Source organism: Niallia sp. M35 (assembly GCF_050971705.1).
Lineage (GTDB): Bacteria > Bacillota > Bacilli > Bacillales > Cytobacillaceae > Niallia > Niallia circulans_A.
This window is the reverse complement of the sequence record NZ_JBPCEP010000018.1, coordinates 42,350-57,614: the sequence shown is the minus strand read 5'-3', so window position 1 is coordinate 57,614 and position 15,265 is coordinate 42,350. Positions and strand designations below refer to the sequence as shown.

Sequence of the window (15,265 nt, the reverse complement as noted above, 5' to 3'; positions counted from 1 at the left end):
CTCCTGTTTTCTGGAATTACTGGGGGTAATAAAATGACAAAGTATGCTGTTAACTGGAATCAGCATGAAGATGATTTCACACAAATGTTCTATACACAGAATACTAGACAGTTTTGGCTGCCAGAAGAAATCAGCCTTTCTTCTGATAAAAATACTTGGGTGGAATTGTCGAAAGAGGAGCAAGATACTTACAAAAAAGTACTTGGTGGTCTTACGCTGCTGGATACAGAGCAAGGTGGCGAGGGAATGCCGCTAATTGGCATGCACATTGAAGGATTGCAGCGTAAGGGCGTTCTTTCGTTTATGGGTATGATGGAGCAAATCCATGCTAAATCGTATTCCACTATTTTTACTACATTAGCATCTGAAGAAGAGATTGACGAAGTATTTAATTGGGTGCATAATCACCCGCAGCTACAAGCAAAAGGGAAACGCATCTCTGAATATTATCAGAAGCTGTTTAGCCCGAAAATAAACAAATATGATCTCTATATGGCAATGGTTGCTTCCGTTTATTTGGAATCATTCCTTTTCTATTCCGGCTTCTTTTATCCACTATTTTTAGCTGGACAAGGAAAGTTAACTGCTTCAGGTGAGATCATTAACTTAATCATTCGGGATGAGAGCATTCATGGGGTCTATGTTGGGCTTCTCGCTCAAGAATTATATGCACAATTGACACCAGAGGAACAAGAACAAGCTACTCGCGAAAGATTAGAATTATTAGAATCTCTATATGAGAATGAATTGGAATATACACAGGATTTATATCAGCAAATCGGATTAGTCGAGGAAGTAAATAAATTTATCCGCTACAATGCTAATAAAGCTTGTATGAATCTTGGTTATGAACCTGTCTATCCTTCAGAACCAATCAACCCGATTGTTGAAAATGGCATGAAGACAGATACAAAGAACCATGACTTCTTCTCTGTAAAAGGAAATGGCTATGTTAAAGCGACAAAAGTAGAACCTATATCAGATGATGATTTTGTTTTTGAGTGGAAGTAAGGCAAGCTATTAGAAAGAATAATTAGGTGAGTGCTAGTGCTCGATATCTAGCCTGCCTCGGAATCCCCTCCGGTTGCGGAGGGGATTTTTTTGCCTTCTTTTCACAAGGTTGTGTCTATATTTTACGGTTCGATACACTGGGATAAACGGAACATGAATTTTTTTACAAAAAGTGCAACTTTATGTATGGGTGAAACGTGGTCTAGGTGAAAGGGGGAAAAAGTTTGGAGCTAGATGATGCATATCGCATGTATGTAAATGAATTATATCGTTATCTATATTCCCTTTCAAAGGACCATCATACTGCAGAGGACTTGGTACAAGATGCCTTCTACCGAGCATATAAACAATTAGATACTTATGACATTCTGGAAATCAAGCCATGGTTATTCAAAGTAGCTTATCATGCATTTATCGATTACACCCGAAAAAGAAAACGAATTGTTCTAAAGGAATCCTTTCAGGAGGAAATAAACAATTCCACACCAGAAAGTAAAATCGTGCATAAAGAAAGCTTTAAGCAGCTCTTATACTATATATCCCAGCTTTCAGAGAAAGAAGCAAATGCGATTATTTTGTGTGATTTCCATCAGTTTCCTTATAAAGAAGCAGCTGCAGTGCTAAATCTAAAAGAAAATACGGTGAAGAGTCATGTCTTCCGCGGAAGAAAAAAATTGAACAGGATGGTTCAAAAGGCAGAGGAAAATAGCATGGGGAAGAAAGGCAGGTAACTTATGAAAAAAGATGGATTTAAAGAAAAAGAAGAGAAAGATTATTTAAATAAAATCCAAGAAGCAATAGATGAATTTGAAGCAGAGACTCCATTTACGGATAAGGATCAGCAATTGATTGTAAGAAGAGGGAAAGTGGAGGCGAGACTTACCAACATTTTATATAGTCTTACTATTCTCCTCCTTATCATCCCGGTTGCAACGCTAGGGAGCTATCTGTACTACGGAATAGGAAATAAGGCGAATGATTTTATTGATATCATGGAGAAAACGATTTATATTACCAAACCGAATGTAAGCTTAGAAGAAATGGAGATTGACAGCAAGATAGGCTTCTTCAATATGGATTTATCCTATGATCTATATAAAAGGGTAGGAAAAAAGGATGTTCGAATTGGAGATTCAAAGGCTCACTTCACCTTCAGTACGCCTTCTTTTCCAGATACAAGTTTTATTACAGAAAAACCATTTACTGAATACCGTGATGAGGATAAGGAAGTATTATTTCACCCCCATAGAGCCATTCCTTATATGGTTAAACAAGACGAAACGGTATTAAAAGGATTGCCGGATGGAACTGTTGCAGAGGCTTTTGTTTCATTTGACCAATTATATACAGAAAAAGAGCTATTTAGTGAATTTCCAAAGGATCTAGATTTAGTATGGTTTGCAGTTGATACAGGTTTAGAAGAGAAAAATTTAAGTGCAGATGGTGATTATATTTCCCCTATTGGATATCCGGCACAAGAAGATCCAGATAATTGGTCTCCTTTTAATAGCGATGAAATTAACAGCAAGCAATTTATGGAGATACTAACGTATCTAAGCAAAAATCAAGAAACGGCAGAAACGATTGCGGAAAGACCATTGGCACTCCCTGAAAGAATTGAATATCTACAAAAAAACGGGATTCACATCTATGGTGCTGTTGTAACAGGGCCAAAAGAATCACTTGTTAAGCTGCAGGACAACGATATGGTTAAAGGAATGAAGCTAGGGGAAGTGAGGTTATGGAATTGGTATTGAAAAAACAAAGAATAAGATCAACAAAAAATACATGGACTGGACTTGTTTCCTTTTTATTAAGCTTAGTTGCATTAACAGGAATAAACTTAGGGCTTATTTTTGAGGTGGATATTCTTCCTGAATTAGTCTTTACAAAAATCCCATTCATTAGTTTGCTTTTAGGGATAATTGGTTTATTCACAAAACGTAGGTCAAGAGCCTTTGCGATTATGGGAATTTCTCTTAGTGTTTTTATTTTCGTTTTCTTCATGATGATGTTTGGCTTAGCCTGGACAATCAATCCAAAACCATAAGGTGAAAAAAGCTATCTATCAAGGTAGCTTTTTTGTTTTAAAAGGAAAGAATTTTCATCATCCGAAAAACTTTTAGAAATTATAGTGAATATTTTCATTATTTGTAATACAATAACTCTTTGTGGGGAGGAGAAAGAATGAACTTATTAAGAACTACTTTACAGCATTTTAAACCATATTGGCGCAAGTTACTGATTGCCTTATTTTTCTCATTAGTTGGCGGTGCGTTTACGATTTTACCTCCAATCCTAGTCGGGAAATTGGTAGACGAAGTAATCGGTGATAAAGCGATAGCCTTTATATTATGGATTGTTTTCGGAATATTAGCAGCATTTCTAGGAAAAGCGCTATTTGAATCCTTACAAGAATTTATACAGGTGAAGATTGGCTTTGATGTTATTACAGATATGCAGATTCGTGCCTTTAAAAGGCTTCATCGAACACCAATGTCCTTTTTCTCGAATACACCTCGTGGAGACATGTTATATCGCCTGACCCATGATGTAGAATCCATCCAGAATTTGAACAATACCGTTGTACCTCGGATTCTTCAGCAAGTGATTAGTGCAGTAGCAGCTTTTATCACCGTGTTTGCAATATATTGGCCAGCAGCTATTGTGATGTTCGCAGTATTTGCTATTTATATTTTTCCATCCTTTAAATTAGGGAAGACCATGCGGAAGATGAGTGCTGTACAAAGAGATATGAGTGCAGATATGTATCAGCATCTCCAGGAAAGCATTGAGAGTGTTCGACTAGTAAGAACCTATCAAACACAAAAAGACGAAATGGCAACCCAAGAGCAGAAATTAACAAATTGGAAAAATTATTCTATCCGGGCAGCTTTAATCGGAAAAGTCAATTGGCGTCTCGGAAATTTATTTAATATTGCTACACCTGGTGTGGTGATGCTTATTGGTGGATTGGCAATTTGGCAAGGGAATATTACGGTTGGAACACTTATTTCTTGCTTGAATTTTATTCCGATTATGTTTCAGCCAGTTCGTTCCTTAGCGGAAAATGCTTTAACGATTCAGCAGGCGATTCCTGCTTTACAACGAATCTACGAATATTTTGATCTGCCAGAGGAGCATGAACAAAATCTTCCGAATTTTGGTTCAGTTCAAGGTGAAATTGATTTACATAATATTTGGTTCTCCTATCCAGGAAGTGATAAGCAAGTATTAAAAGGTGTGTCGGTATCGGTAGAGAAAGGAAAGCATATCGGTATTGTTGGAACGAGTGGGGGCGGAAAGAGTACACTTATTCAAATACTGCTGGGATTATATGAACCGGAGAAAGGTTCTGTCACCATTGATGGAAAAGATCTCTTTGCTTATAATCGCAATAGTTTTCGCAGGCAGGTAGGTGTGGTCTCACAAGAAACCTTCCTATTAAATAGTACGCTTCGCAACAATCTTTTATATGGCAAACCAGATGCAACGATGGAAGAGCTGGAACAGGCTGTAGAAGCGGCAGGGTTAAAAGAGCTGATTGATTCTTTAGAGGATAAATATGAAACGATTGTCGGAGAACGTGGTTTAAAACTATCTGGAGGTCAAAGGCAGAGGGTTGCCCTTGCACGAGCGATATTGCGCCAGCCGCCAGTATTGATTTTTGACGAAGCGACGTCGTCCTTAGATGGGGAAACCGAAGAGAAGGTTCAAGAATCGCTGGAACAGTTAATTCCAGGGAGAACAACCATTACGATTGCCCATCGCTTGATAACCGTTAGAAAGGCAGATACTATCCTTTTGCTTGATCAAGGAATGGTTGCCGAACAAGGAACTCATGAAGAGCTGCTAGCGTTAAAAGGGCAGTATTACCAATTATACCGAGCACAATATAGCGAGCTAGAAAAGGAGATGATTGGATGAGTAAGCAGAAAATCTCCAACCAAAAGCAAATGGGCGACGGCAAACGTGTTATTCGATTTTTAATGCCTTATAAGAAATGGGTAATTGGCGATTCTATCGTTATTGCAATTAGCCAAGTTTTTTCCGCGTTAATACCAACTTTAGCATTGAGCTGGCTCATTGATACCATCCTGCCAAGTGAGAATCATACATGGCTATGGGGATTAATGTGGTTATTGGTATTATCTGCTGTATTAGATTTAGGAATGATGATAATTGATGAGTATTTTTGCCATATTACAGCAAAGTCTGTTACAAATAGGCAAAAGCTACGATTATTTGGACATCTGCAAGTACTGCCTTTTTCATTTTATCAAAACAATTCATCTGGAGAATTGCTAGCACGAACTTCGGATGATCCAGATACCCTTCATAATTTTTTAGCATGGGAAGGGTCAACTTTTATGGCGAGTGCACAAGGGGTAGTGATTTATAGTATCGTTCTACTTTTCATTCACCCGTATTTAATGATTACAAGTGTTGTGCTTGGAATCCTTTTTTACTGGGCATCGAACTATGTTGGCGCAAGAACGAGAGCAGCATCAGCAGACGCTCGGGCAGAAGCCTCTAGATATTTAGAGAGATTAAGAGAATCTGTAACAGGTATTCATCTTTCTCGAGTAATGGGTGTTTCCGATAGTGAAGTGGAAAGTGTTATTTCCATTAGGGATTCTTTTGTGAAACATTCTCTAAAAGAATTAAAAGCAAGAATGCAGTCGGTTGTAGTGATTGCCAGTTATAATGGTTTTGCATTAGGTCTAGTATATTTTATTAGTACATTACTTATTTGGAATAACGATTTAACAAGTGGTCAAATGCTAACGGCAGGTGGTTTAGTAACGATTGCAGCAAATGAAATGCAGCGTCTTCTTCGGAATTGGCTTTCGGTCAGAAGAACAGGACCAGCATTGGATCGTTCGGATATTTTGCTTTCACAACCGGTATCGGAAGCAGAAACGAAGCAAGGGTTGAAGGGAACAAGAGCAAAGGGTGACGTTCGTTTGAAAGATGTTTCCTTTGTTTACCCTGATAAAGAGGAAAATGTCTTAAAGGGTGTTTCATTTACCATTAAGGCAGGGGAAAAGATAGCGTTAGTTGGACCAAGTGGTTCAGGGAAATCAACGGTTATTGACTTGCTGTTTCGATTATATGATACGACAGAAGGGTCGATTGAAGTAGATGGTCGAGAAATCAAAGAATGGGATACAGATTGGCTTCGCTCCCAAATGGCCATTGTCACACAAGATGTATTAATGCGAAGTGGGACATTAGCAGATAATTTACGAATTGGAAAAAAAGAGGCGACAGAGGAAGAATTGTATGAGGTTCTCCGTGCGAGTGGTTTAGGTGAATTAGTAGACTCCCTTCCAGATGGACTAAATACAAAAGTTGGCGAAAGAGGAAGCCTTCTCTCTGGTGGTCAAAAACAGCGTCTATCCTTAGCGAGGGCCATTCTAAAAGATGCGCCAATCCTTGTTTTAGATGAAGCAAGTTCGGCACTAGATCCAATAACAGAGGCGAAAATTAATGAAGCAGTTTTAAAAACAACGAAGAAACAAACAATATTCATTATTTCTCACCGGTTATCAACCGTATTAGCAGCAGATCGTATTATCGTATTAGATAATGGAGTCATTGTCGAAGAAGGCACCCATACAGAACTGTTGCAGAATAACAATGGAGTATATACGCGCTTATTCAAGCGGGAAACAGATATAGGAGAAGCAACCGTCAATCATACAAATGCACAGTTGCTATAATTAACGGCAAAGAACAGTAATTTCTTATGAGAGAGATTACTGTTCTTTTTGTAGATGGAAGAGGAGAAAAGGGAAGAGAAGAACCGCGTCAGTTACTGTTTGGTACTTGATGGAGGGAAAAGAAAACATTTATGAAATAAAAGCGCGTTCGTCCACTTTTATAGGAAACAAAAGAATAAACAGATAAAAAATACATCACAGAATATAAAAGTGCTATAGTTATTTTGTAGTCGAAATATTCTGAGAGAGAGTAGGGGAAAGAATGACCAATATATTAAGAGAATCCTATAGCAAAACAACATATAAATTAGGCAATCATGGCAAAAGAAATGTCCAAGTATTAAAAGAAGCGTTACAAGAAATAGATGAAAATGCAGAAAGTGATATTTACGGACAAGGAAAAATAATAGAGGACTTTCAGCAAAAAATGGCTGATCTATTAGGAAAAGAAACGGCTGTATTTTTTCCCAGTGGAACAATGGCACAGCAAATTGCTCTTCGTATATGGTGTGATAAAAAAGATTTAGGAAAAGTCGCTTATCATCCCTTGAGTCATTTAGAAATCCATGAACAAGATGGTTTAAAGAAGCTTCATAAAATAGAAACGATTCTTTTAGCCGATGAGACTAGAGTAATAGAGTTAGATGATATTAAAGAGATGGAGCGTGGAGTTGCCTGTGTGCTGTTAGAATTGCCGCAGCGAGAAATTGGCGGACAACTACCAAGCTTTGAGACATTAGAACAAATTTCATCCTATTGTAAAGAACAAGGCATTAAACTCCATCTTGATGGTGCAAGATTATTAGAGGTGCTCCCTTACTATCAAAAAACTGCTGCAGAAGTATGTGCATTGTTTGATAGTGTCTATCTGTCTTTTTATAAAGGAATTGGGGGAATTGCTGGAGCTATACTAGCGGGAAGCGCTGATTTTACTAGTCAATCCAAGGTTTGGAAAAGAAGATATGGCGGTGATTTAATCAGTTTGTATCCGTATATTTTGTCAGCTGACTATTATTATGAGAAGAGAGCTTCGAAAATGGCTGAATACTATGAATCTGCTAAAGAGCTGGCCGCACTATTTAATGGGTGCGAAGGAGTTCGCACTCTTCCGATTGTACCGGTGTCTAATATGTTCCACGTTCATTTTGAGTTGGGAAAAGAAGAAGTAGAACAAATTTTAACTGCTGTTCAAGAAAAAGCAGGAATTGGAATAAGCGGCTATGTGAAGGAGATTGACGAGAAAAACTCCTCCTTTGAAATTAGCTTAGGGGATGCTTATCAAGAAGCTCCGAAAGAGGCTGTCAGGGAAATGTTTAGTTTATTTGCTGAAAAAATCAAGAAGAGAAGAGGATGACATAATGGAAATTATCCAGCAATGGGTTCAAGAAGATAGTGATTATATTCGAAGAAAATTGGTTGCCTATAATATGGAGCAACTACCAGAAAAATTAAAAAGCGCCTATGAAAATATTAGTTTTGTTGTAAAAGATGAGGAGGGCATAATCAAGGCAGGCATTACTGGTCATATGTTTTGGCACCATATGCATATCGATTTCTTATGGGTAGACACGAGTGTTAGAAAAAAAGGATATGGAAGCGAACTGCTGGCAAAAATGGAACAAGCTGCAATAGAAAAAGCATGTACATTTATTTACCTTGATACGTTCAGCTTTCAAGCTCCAGCCTTTTATGAGAAGCATGGCTATGAAGTATTTGGGACATTAGATAACTTTTCGGAAGGTATTAAACAATATTTCTTGCAGAAAAGGCTAGTTGATGAGAAAAAATAGAGGATTTGTTTGGCTGAAACCCCTAGGTTAGCCAAATAAATCCTAAATCTCACTGCTATTAATTAAATTAGAAAACTCTCTGTTTGGAAAAAATAGGTTGCTAATTGATTGATATATTCGTATAATTTGAATAATATAAATATTTAGATAGAGGTAAAGAGATCGATGAGAAAATTCGCGAAAATTATTATCTATTATTTACTTGGCACTATTACGATACTAGCATTAAGTGTTTTTCCAAAATACTTTCAAATGAGAGATTTTCCTGAGGGAGAGGGATATTTCTTCACTCTATTCTCCTTTTTGTCGAAGGAATTTTTTCAGAAAGAAGGCTGGGTATACACATTAAATGGTGTAGATCAAGAACCGATTCTAGATGTACTCTGGCCTGCTTTTATTTATTCGATAGAAATTCTGCTTTGCGCTATTCTCCTCGGATGCTTTGTTGCTTTTATTTTATCCTTATCATCTTTTTTTCTGCCGCAGTTTCTGTTACAGCCATTAAAAAGATTCCTGGATTTAATAGAATCAATTCCAGATATTATTATTGCTACACTTTTGCAAGCTTTAGTAGTTGTTATCTATAAGAAAACGGGTGTTGAGATTTTTACAGTGGCCAGCTATTCGGAAAATGCTTATTTAGGTCCGATTATTACACTTTCCATACTTCCTGCTATTTCGTTATTCAAAATTCTTATTCTTATGATGGAAGAGGAGTATTTGAAGGATTATGTAACATTTGCAAGAAGTAAAGGAATTCGCAATTTTCCAATCCTATGGAAACATATTATCCGCAATATTATTCCTGTGACCTTTCAGCATATGAAAATTATTATTTGGGGATTATTATCCAGCCAATTTATAATCGAAAGGCTGTTTAATGTCCATGGCTTTACCTATTTTCTGCTAGAAAATTTTACGCCGATAACAATTGCTGTATCTTTGCTGTTTATATTTACACCATTCTTTATCCTTTTTCAACTAGTCGATATATTGATTCATGAAGAGCAAGAGAAGGCTCGCGATGTGAAAAAAGGATTGTGGAGACAAAGAATGAGTTTTTCATATCTTTTGTTATCTTTAAAGGTGTTTGGTAGCAATCTAAGGGATGGTGGGCGAAGGTTTAGTTGGAAAAACTTTTCTATGATTCGTCCACTGTCCTGGTTAGGGAAAATAGTTGCCTTACATATGAAAAATTGGAAGGTTGCGGTGGGAAGCTTGTTCTTTATTGTGGTTATTGGATATAGCATTATTTATTCTGTAACGACCAATAATCATATCGATCAAATGCGATTGTTTTACGCAGAAGATGGAGTAACACTAATTTCTGCCATGCCATTTGCCCCTACGGAACCTTTTTTCTTTGGATCCGATAGACTAGGCTACAGCCTCTTTGATCAAATTGTGATTGGCGCTAAGTATACCCTGATTTTTGCCCTGCTTATCGCATTTTTACGGGTAGTAGGTGGGTTATTACTTGCAGTGATTTATTCTTTTTATTTGAAACATCCAGCACAGCAATGGATTGCAAAGATGGTAGATTCCATACATTTTATGCCGCTAAGTTTGATTGCCTATATCTTATTAACACCGATTCTTTTACCAGGTCTTGAAGGATTCAGCTATTCCTTTTGGGAAAGGGTATTTTTGGAAACAATGATTCTGACTTTGCTGGTGGTTCCATTAACTACCATATTATTAGGCAAAGAAATCAATCGTGTGTCTGATTATGAGTTTATTGCGAGTGCAAAGGTAATCGGTGGAGGGAAATTTCAAATTTTAATCCGTCATATACTCCCTCATTTAGGTCCAAGACTTACCATTTTATTTGGGCAGCAATTTATTCAAGTATTATTAATTTTCATGCACTTAGGCATTTTTGATTATTTTTTGGGAGGAACAAAATTATCGATGGACCAAATGTTTCCTGATCCTCCGCAATCTACGACCTATGAATGGTCTGGATTAATCGGACAGGTAGGCAGAGGAGCAATAGGCTCTGGACAGTTCTGGTACTTATATATTCTTGTGCCCTTTGTGATTGCAATATTTGCCATGCAGCTAATTGTTCAGGGGGTGAAAGAAGTCCAGCAAGTAAAAGTGGGCGTGGTGTTTAAGCAACCAGGCTTGCGTAAAAATAAGGAGATTAAGCAATCAAAAGAAGCAGCACCAACTATTACAAAAGAGAGCTTTACACAGATAGGGAGAGATCCAAATGGAAATCAGGCAATTAGGCCCCGATGATGCAGAAGCATATTTCGCTCTCAGACTAGAAGCATTGCAAACAAATACAGAAGCATTTGGCTCTAGCTATGAGGAAGAAAAGGATTATCCATTAAGTCGAACACAAAGCAGGCTTAGTGATCCAGCGTCTTATGTATGTGGGGCATTTGTGGAAAAGGATTTAGTAGGCGTTGTTACGATAATGAGAGAAACCAAGAAAAAGTTGAGCCATCGTGCGAATATTTACGCTGTCTATGTGACCCCTAAATGTAGAGGGAAAGGTGTGGCAAAGCATTTGCTCAAAGCCACAATAGAAAAATCACGTGATTTACAAGGAATAGAACAAGTATACTTAGCTGTTGTTGCTGAAAATGCAGCTGCCAAAAAAGTATATCAAGCATTTGGGTTTGAAACGTATGGAATCGATCGAAAGGCTATAAAAATAAACGGAAAATACTATGATGAAGAGTTAATGGTTCTCTTTTTATAAAAAAATAAAACAGTGATAACTTTATGAGATAAAGCCATCACTGTTTTTATTATGGAAAGAAATATAAAATGGAAAGATTGAAAATAAAGAGAAATAATATAATAAAAAATTATTTAAATATAAACAAAAGGGTAAAAAGTCCGATAAATTATTTGTGAATAAAATTGAATTATTCTGTAAATTACATTAGTATTATACATACAAAGTAATAAAGTACCTTGCTTTATAAAGAATCTGATTCTATTTTACTAATTGCAATCATACATAACCACAATAAAAATAGAGGCAGATAAGTAGAAAGAGCGATATTTAATGAGAAGGAGGAATAAACAAAAAGCAAAAATTACTATTTTGGAATAGAAGAGAAAAATCTCTTTAGTAGTGGAGGTTTGAAATCATCAAAGGGGAGAACTTGTGGTGGCGAAAATGAAATTTAAAAAAATAAAAATAACCAGTTTAAAAAAAGAAAAAAAATCGCAGAAATCTATTTTTAGCAAACTCAATATTAGAAAGATATCAAGAAATGGAAATTTAAAAAGAGTTAATGGCAGGTTCACTAAATTAAATAATATTACAATTGGCTGGAAATATGGAATAACTTTATTATTTGTTTTTGCCCTTTTAACAATTACTACTGTATTAGTAACGACACGTTTAATCCATATTAATAATAGTATTGAGCAATTAAATAAAACAGATGAAAAAGCACTTATTATTACGGAAATGGGATCACTTACCAGAGAGAAAAGTCTTAGTATTTTAAATTATCTGGACTATCAAAATCCTACATATGTGGATGAATTTCAAGATATTAGTACTAAGTTTAATGAATATGAAGAACAAATAAAAAAAGATCTTCGAAATAAGGATGAAAAAGCATTATTCGATGAGATTATAAATCGCAATAAACAAATGAATGATTTATTCTTAGAACAAATTATCCCAGCGATTGAAGCAAACGATCGATCGGCCGTTAATTCCTTAAGTTTAACCAATACAACTATTCGCAAGAGAACGATTACGGCTTTAAATAAAATGCAAGAACAGGTCCAAGATAGTCGGACAGAGGCAGCGGAAGACGCAATCGCTAGTGGAAGTGTGGCTACAAAGACGTTAATTATTTCAATGATTATAGCACTTCTAATCGGTACTGCATTAATTATTATCATCAGCAGCAGAATTACACGTAACTTAAAGAAAGTAGTAGAGGTTAGTGATACGATTGCGCAAGGAGATTTAACGGTAGAAGAGGTTTACTACAAAGGTAAAGATGAGATTGGCCAATTAGCTCAGTCTATGAATAAAATGAGCAATAATCTACGAATGGTTATTCAAAAGATATCAGAAGTATCGATTACGGTAAACAAGCAGAGTGAGAACTTATCCCAATCTACTAATGAAGTAACTGCAGGAAGTCAGCAAGTTGCAACGACTATGCAAGAGCTATCGTCAGGAGCAGAAAGCCAAGCAAATACGGCTACTGATTTAGCCTCATCAATGGAATCCTTCTCTGGCACGATTGGTGATGCTTATAACCAAGGGGAGTTAATTTATCAATCATCAAACAAGGTATTAGGCATGACGAATGATGGCAGTCGCTTAATGGGAAATTCAATTGAACAAATGAATGTAATTAATCAAATTATGAAAGAAGCTGTGGAGAAAGTACGTGGCCTTGATACTCAATCGCACGAAATATCTAAGTTAGTTTCTGTCATCAAGGGGATTGCTGATCAAACAAACTTGCTTGCATTAAATGCTGCTATTGAAGCAGCACGTGCTGGAGAGCATGGAAAAGGATTTGCGGTAGTTGCAGATGAAGTAAGGAAGCTGGCTGAACAAGTTGCATTCTCCGTCACAGATATTACCGATATTGTCGGAAGCATTCAAAAAGAATCAAGCGTGGTAACAGAATCCTTGCAAGGCGGTTATGAAGAAGTAATGAAAGGAGCGGAACAGATTAAAATGACTGGGGAAACATTCGAAGGCATTAAAGCTGCTGTTAATGATATGGTAAATAGCATTGAAGTTGTTTCCGAAAATCTAGCATCTATCTTAGAAACAAGTAAAGAGATGAATCGTTCGATTGAAGATATTGCTGCAATTTCCGAAGAAGCAGCTGCAGGGATTGAACAAACATCCGCTTCCGTTCAACAAACAAGCAGTTCTATGCAAGAGCTCTCAGATAGCTCACATGAATTATCTAACTTAGCAGTAGATTTAAATGGATTAGTAAAAGAATTTAAAATCAATTGAGTATTAAAAAAGGAGAAACGTTAGATTGTTTCTCCTTTCAGACTGTCGACAAACTCCTAATTCAGTAATTAGGAGTTTGTCTTAGTTTATACATATACATTCTTTTAAATAAGAGTTGATTTCCGTTGCAGGGGTTCGCTTTCCGTGGGGCTCGCGCTGAGCCGCTTCGCCCTAAAGGCCTGCAGGGTCTCAGACTGTCTCGCAGATCCCACAGGAGTCTCACCCCTTCCACTCCAATCAATGCATAATAATTCCATTTGCATTTCCTAAATTCCTTTTGTCAACAAGCTGAAAGGAGAAACGTTAGATTGTTTCTCTTTTTTTTCGCAGCCTAAATTATTCGGAAAATGGAAATTTCGGGTATAAAAATAAATGGTTGTATGCTATGATGGAGGAAATAAAATCTCATTGGCTTAGTTGTTGATTGCTGATGTTTTAGGAGAGCGATACTAAATGGAAATTTGGAAGCGGAATTTGCTTGTTTTATGGATAGGGGTTTTCTTTACCTCTGCATCCTTTAACATGGTAATTCCCTTTTTACCAATTTTTCTTATTGAATTAAATGTTCATGAAAACACAGAGATTTGGGCTGGAGTACTATTTAGTGCAGCTTTTTTTGCCGGGGCGTTTGCTTCTCCGTTTTGGGGAAGACTTGCCGATAAATATGGCAGAAAACCGATGATTATTCGCGCGGGATTTGTGCTATTTGTCGTTTATACATTAGCTGCATTTGTTACCAATCCCTATCAACTATTAGTGCTTCGTATTCTGCAAGGACTATTGTCTGGATTTATTCCTGGGGCGATAGCTTTAATTGGGACGAATACTCCTTCAGATAAAACTGGTTATGCCTTATCAATGATTTCAACGGCATCTGCATCGGGTGGGATTATGGGTCCGCTGATTGGAGGCGTGATTTCCCAATTAGTCGGAAACCGGCTTTCCTTTGCAAGTGCTGGTCTCCTTGTTTTTATTGCAACGCTTCTGATTATTTTCTGGGTAAAAGAGGATAATTTCTCTCCAAGTAAAGAAAAAGGATCTGTCAGAAACGATTTGCGGATTGCTTTTGCCAATAAACCATTAATGCTTGTGCTCTTGTTAACAATTGTTACCTCATGCTCGATTATGACGATTGAGCCAATACTTCCTCTCTATATATTAGAGGTTGGAGGTTCCATGGATAAAGCCTCCTTATTAGCAGGTATAATCTTTTCACTCCCTGGTATTGCTAGTGTCATTATGGCACCATATTGGGGTAAGTGGGCGGATAAGGTTGGATTTAACCGCGTCTTATTTATCGGATTACTTGGTGGCGGTCTTGGTACTTTTTCTCAAATTATTTTCAGTAATATTTGGGGCTTCTCGATTACTCGTTTTATTTTTGGGCTCTTTTTCTGTGCGGTATTCCCAGCATTGAACGGGTTAGTTGTAAAATCAACTGCAGAGGATTTCCGTGGGAGAGCCTTTAGTTTAAATCAAACAGCCAATCAACTAGGAGGAATGTTTGGACCGATGATTGGTGGTTTTCTTGGAGGAGTTCTCCCTGCTCAGTCTGTGTTTATAGTAACAGGTATCCTGCTAATCGTAGCGACAGGGATTGCTTATAAAAAAGGAAATATATTTAGCCCAACCATGAAACAAAAAGTTAAAATAGTTACACATGGAAAATAACCTTATGAGACTTCTAATGCCTATGGCGGGCATAAAAGAGGTCTCTATTTTATTGCAAAAATTCATCTTGCCGCTTACATATTTCAAAAAGGAGCAAG

The 15,265-nt window shown here is 37.0% G+C and carries 12 protein-coding genes; all 12 read left to right on the top strand.

Going from position 1 to position 15,265, the window contains the following annotated elements:
- The first annotated feature begins 33 nt into the window (after window positions 1-33).
- Window positions 34-1,011: a class 1b ribonucleoside-diphosphate reductase subunit beta gene (gene nrdF, locus NiCM35_RS22255; RefSeq protein ID WP_433780774.1), complete on the top strand. Its 978-nt coding sequence runs from the start codon at window positions 34-36 to the stop codon at window positions 1,009-1,011.
- Window positions 1,012-1,235: 224 nt separating this feature from the next.
- Window positions 1,236-1,742 (top strand): sigma-70 family RNA polymerase sigma factor, encoded by a 507-nt coding sequence (locus NiCM35_RS22250; protein WP_433780773.1) that lies wholly within the window; start codon window positions 1,236-1,238, stop codon window positions 1,740-1,742.
- A 3-nt stretch (window positions 1,743-1,745) separates the two neighbouring features.
- Window positions 1,746-2,768 carry an anti-sigma factor gene (locus NiCM35_RS22245; RefSeq protein WP_123258941.1) on the top strand — a complete coding sequence of 341 codons (1,023 nt, stop codon included), beginning with the start codon at window positions 1,746-1,748 and terminating at the stop codon, window positions 2,766-2,768.
- A complete protein-coding gene (locus NiCM35_RS22240; protein WP_123258942.1) occupies window positions 2,753-3,061 on the top strand; it encodes a hypothetical protein in 309 nt (102 codons plus the stop codon). Before NiCM35_RS22245 ends, NiCM35_RS22240 begins: the two co-directional genes overlap by 16 nt.
- A 137-nt stretch (window positions 3,062-3,198) precedes the next feature.
- Entirely contained in the window at window positions 3,199-4,938 is a 1,740-nt protein-coding gene (locus NiCM35_RS22235) for an ABC transporter ATP-binding protein (RefSeq protein ID WP_433780772.1), read from the top strand.
- Complete coding sequence (locus tag NiCM35_RS22230; RefSeq protein ID WP_433780771.1) at window positions 4,935-6,737, top strand: ABC transporter ATP-binding protein; 1,803 nt, start codon at window positions 4,935-4,937, stop codon at window positions 6,735-6,737. Before NiCM35_RS22235 ends, NiCM35_RS22230 begins: the two co-directional genes overlap by 4 nt.
- 262 nt (window positions 6,738-6,999) lie before the next feature.
- A complete protein-coding gene (locus NiCM35_RS22225; protein WP_433780770.1) occupies window positions 7,000-8,091 on the top strand; it encodes a threonine aldolase family protein in 1,092 nt (363 codons plus the stop codon).
- 4 nt (window positions 8,092-8,095) lie between these two features.
- Window positions 8,096-8,527 carry a GNAT family N-acetyltransferase gene (locus NiCM35_RS22220; RefSeq protein ID WP_095330929.1) on the top strand — a complete coding sequence of 144 codons (432 nt, stop codon included), beginning with the start codon at window positions 8,096-8,098 and terminating at the stop codon, window positions 8,525-8,527.
- 165 nt (window positions 8,528-8,692) lie between these two features.
- Window positions 8,693-10,771 (top strand): ABC transporter permease subunit, encoded by a 2,079-nt coding sequence (locus NiCM35_RS22215; protein ID WP_123258944.1) that lies wholly within the window; start codon window positions 8,693-8,695, stop codon window positions 10,769-10,771.
- On the top strand, window positions 10,743-11,240 hold the full coding sequence (locus NiCM35_RS22210; RefSeq protein WP_123258945.1) for a GNAT family N-acetyltransferase: 498 nt from the start codon (window positions 10,743-10,745) through the stop codon (window positions 11,238-11,240). Before NiCM35_RS22215 ends, NiCM35_RS22210 begins: the two co-directional genes overlap by 29 nt.
- A gap of 426 nt (window positions 11,241-11,666) precedes the next feature.
- Complete coding sequence (locus NiCM35_RS22205) at window positions 11,667-13,496, top strand: methyl-accepting chemotaxis protein (RefSeq protein WP_095330934.1); 1,830 nt, start codon at window positions 11,667-11,669, stop codon at window positions 13,494-13,496.
- A 453-nt stretch (window positions 13,497-13,949) separates the two neighbouring features.
- Window positions 13,950-15,167: an MFS transporter gene (locus NiCM35_RS22200; RefSeq protein ID WP_172860091.1), complete on the top strand. Its 1,218-nt coding sequence runs from the start codon at window positions 13,950-13,952 to the stop codon at window positions 15,165-15,167.
- The last annotated feature ends 98 nt before the right edge of the window (window positions 15,168-15,265 follow it).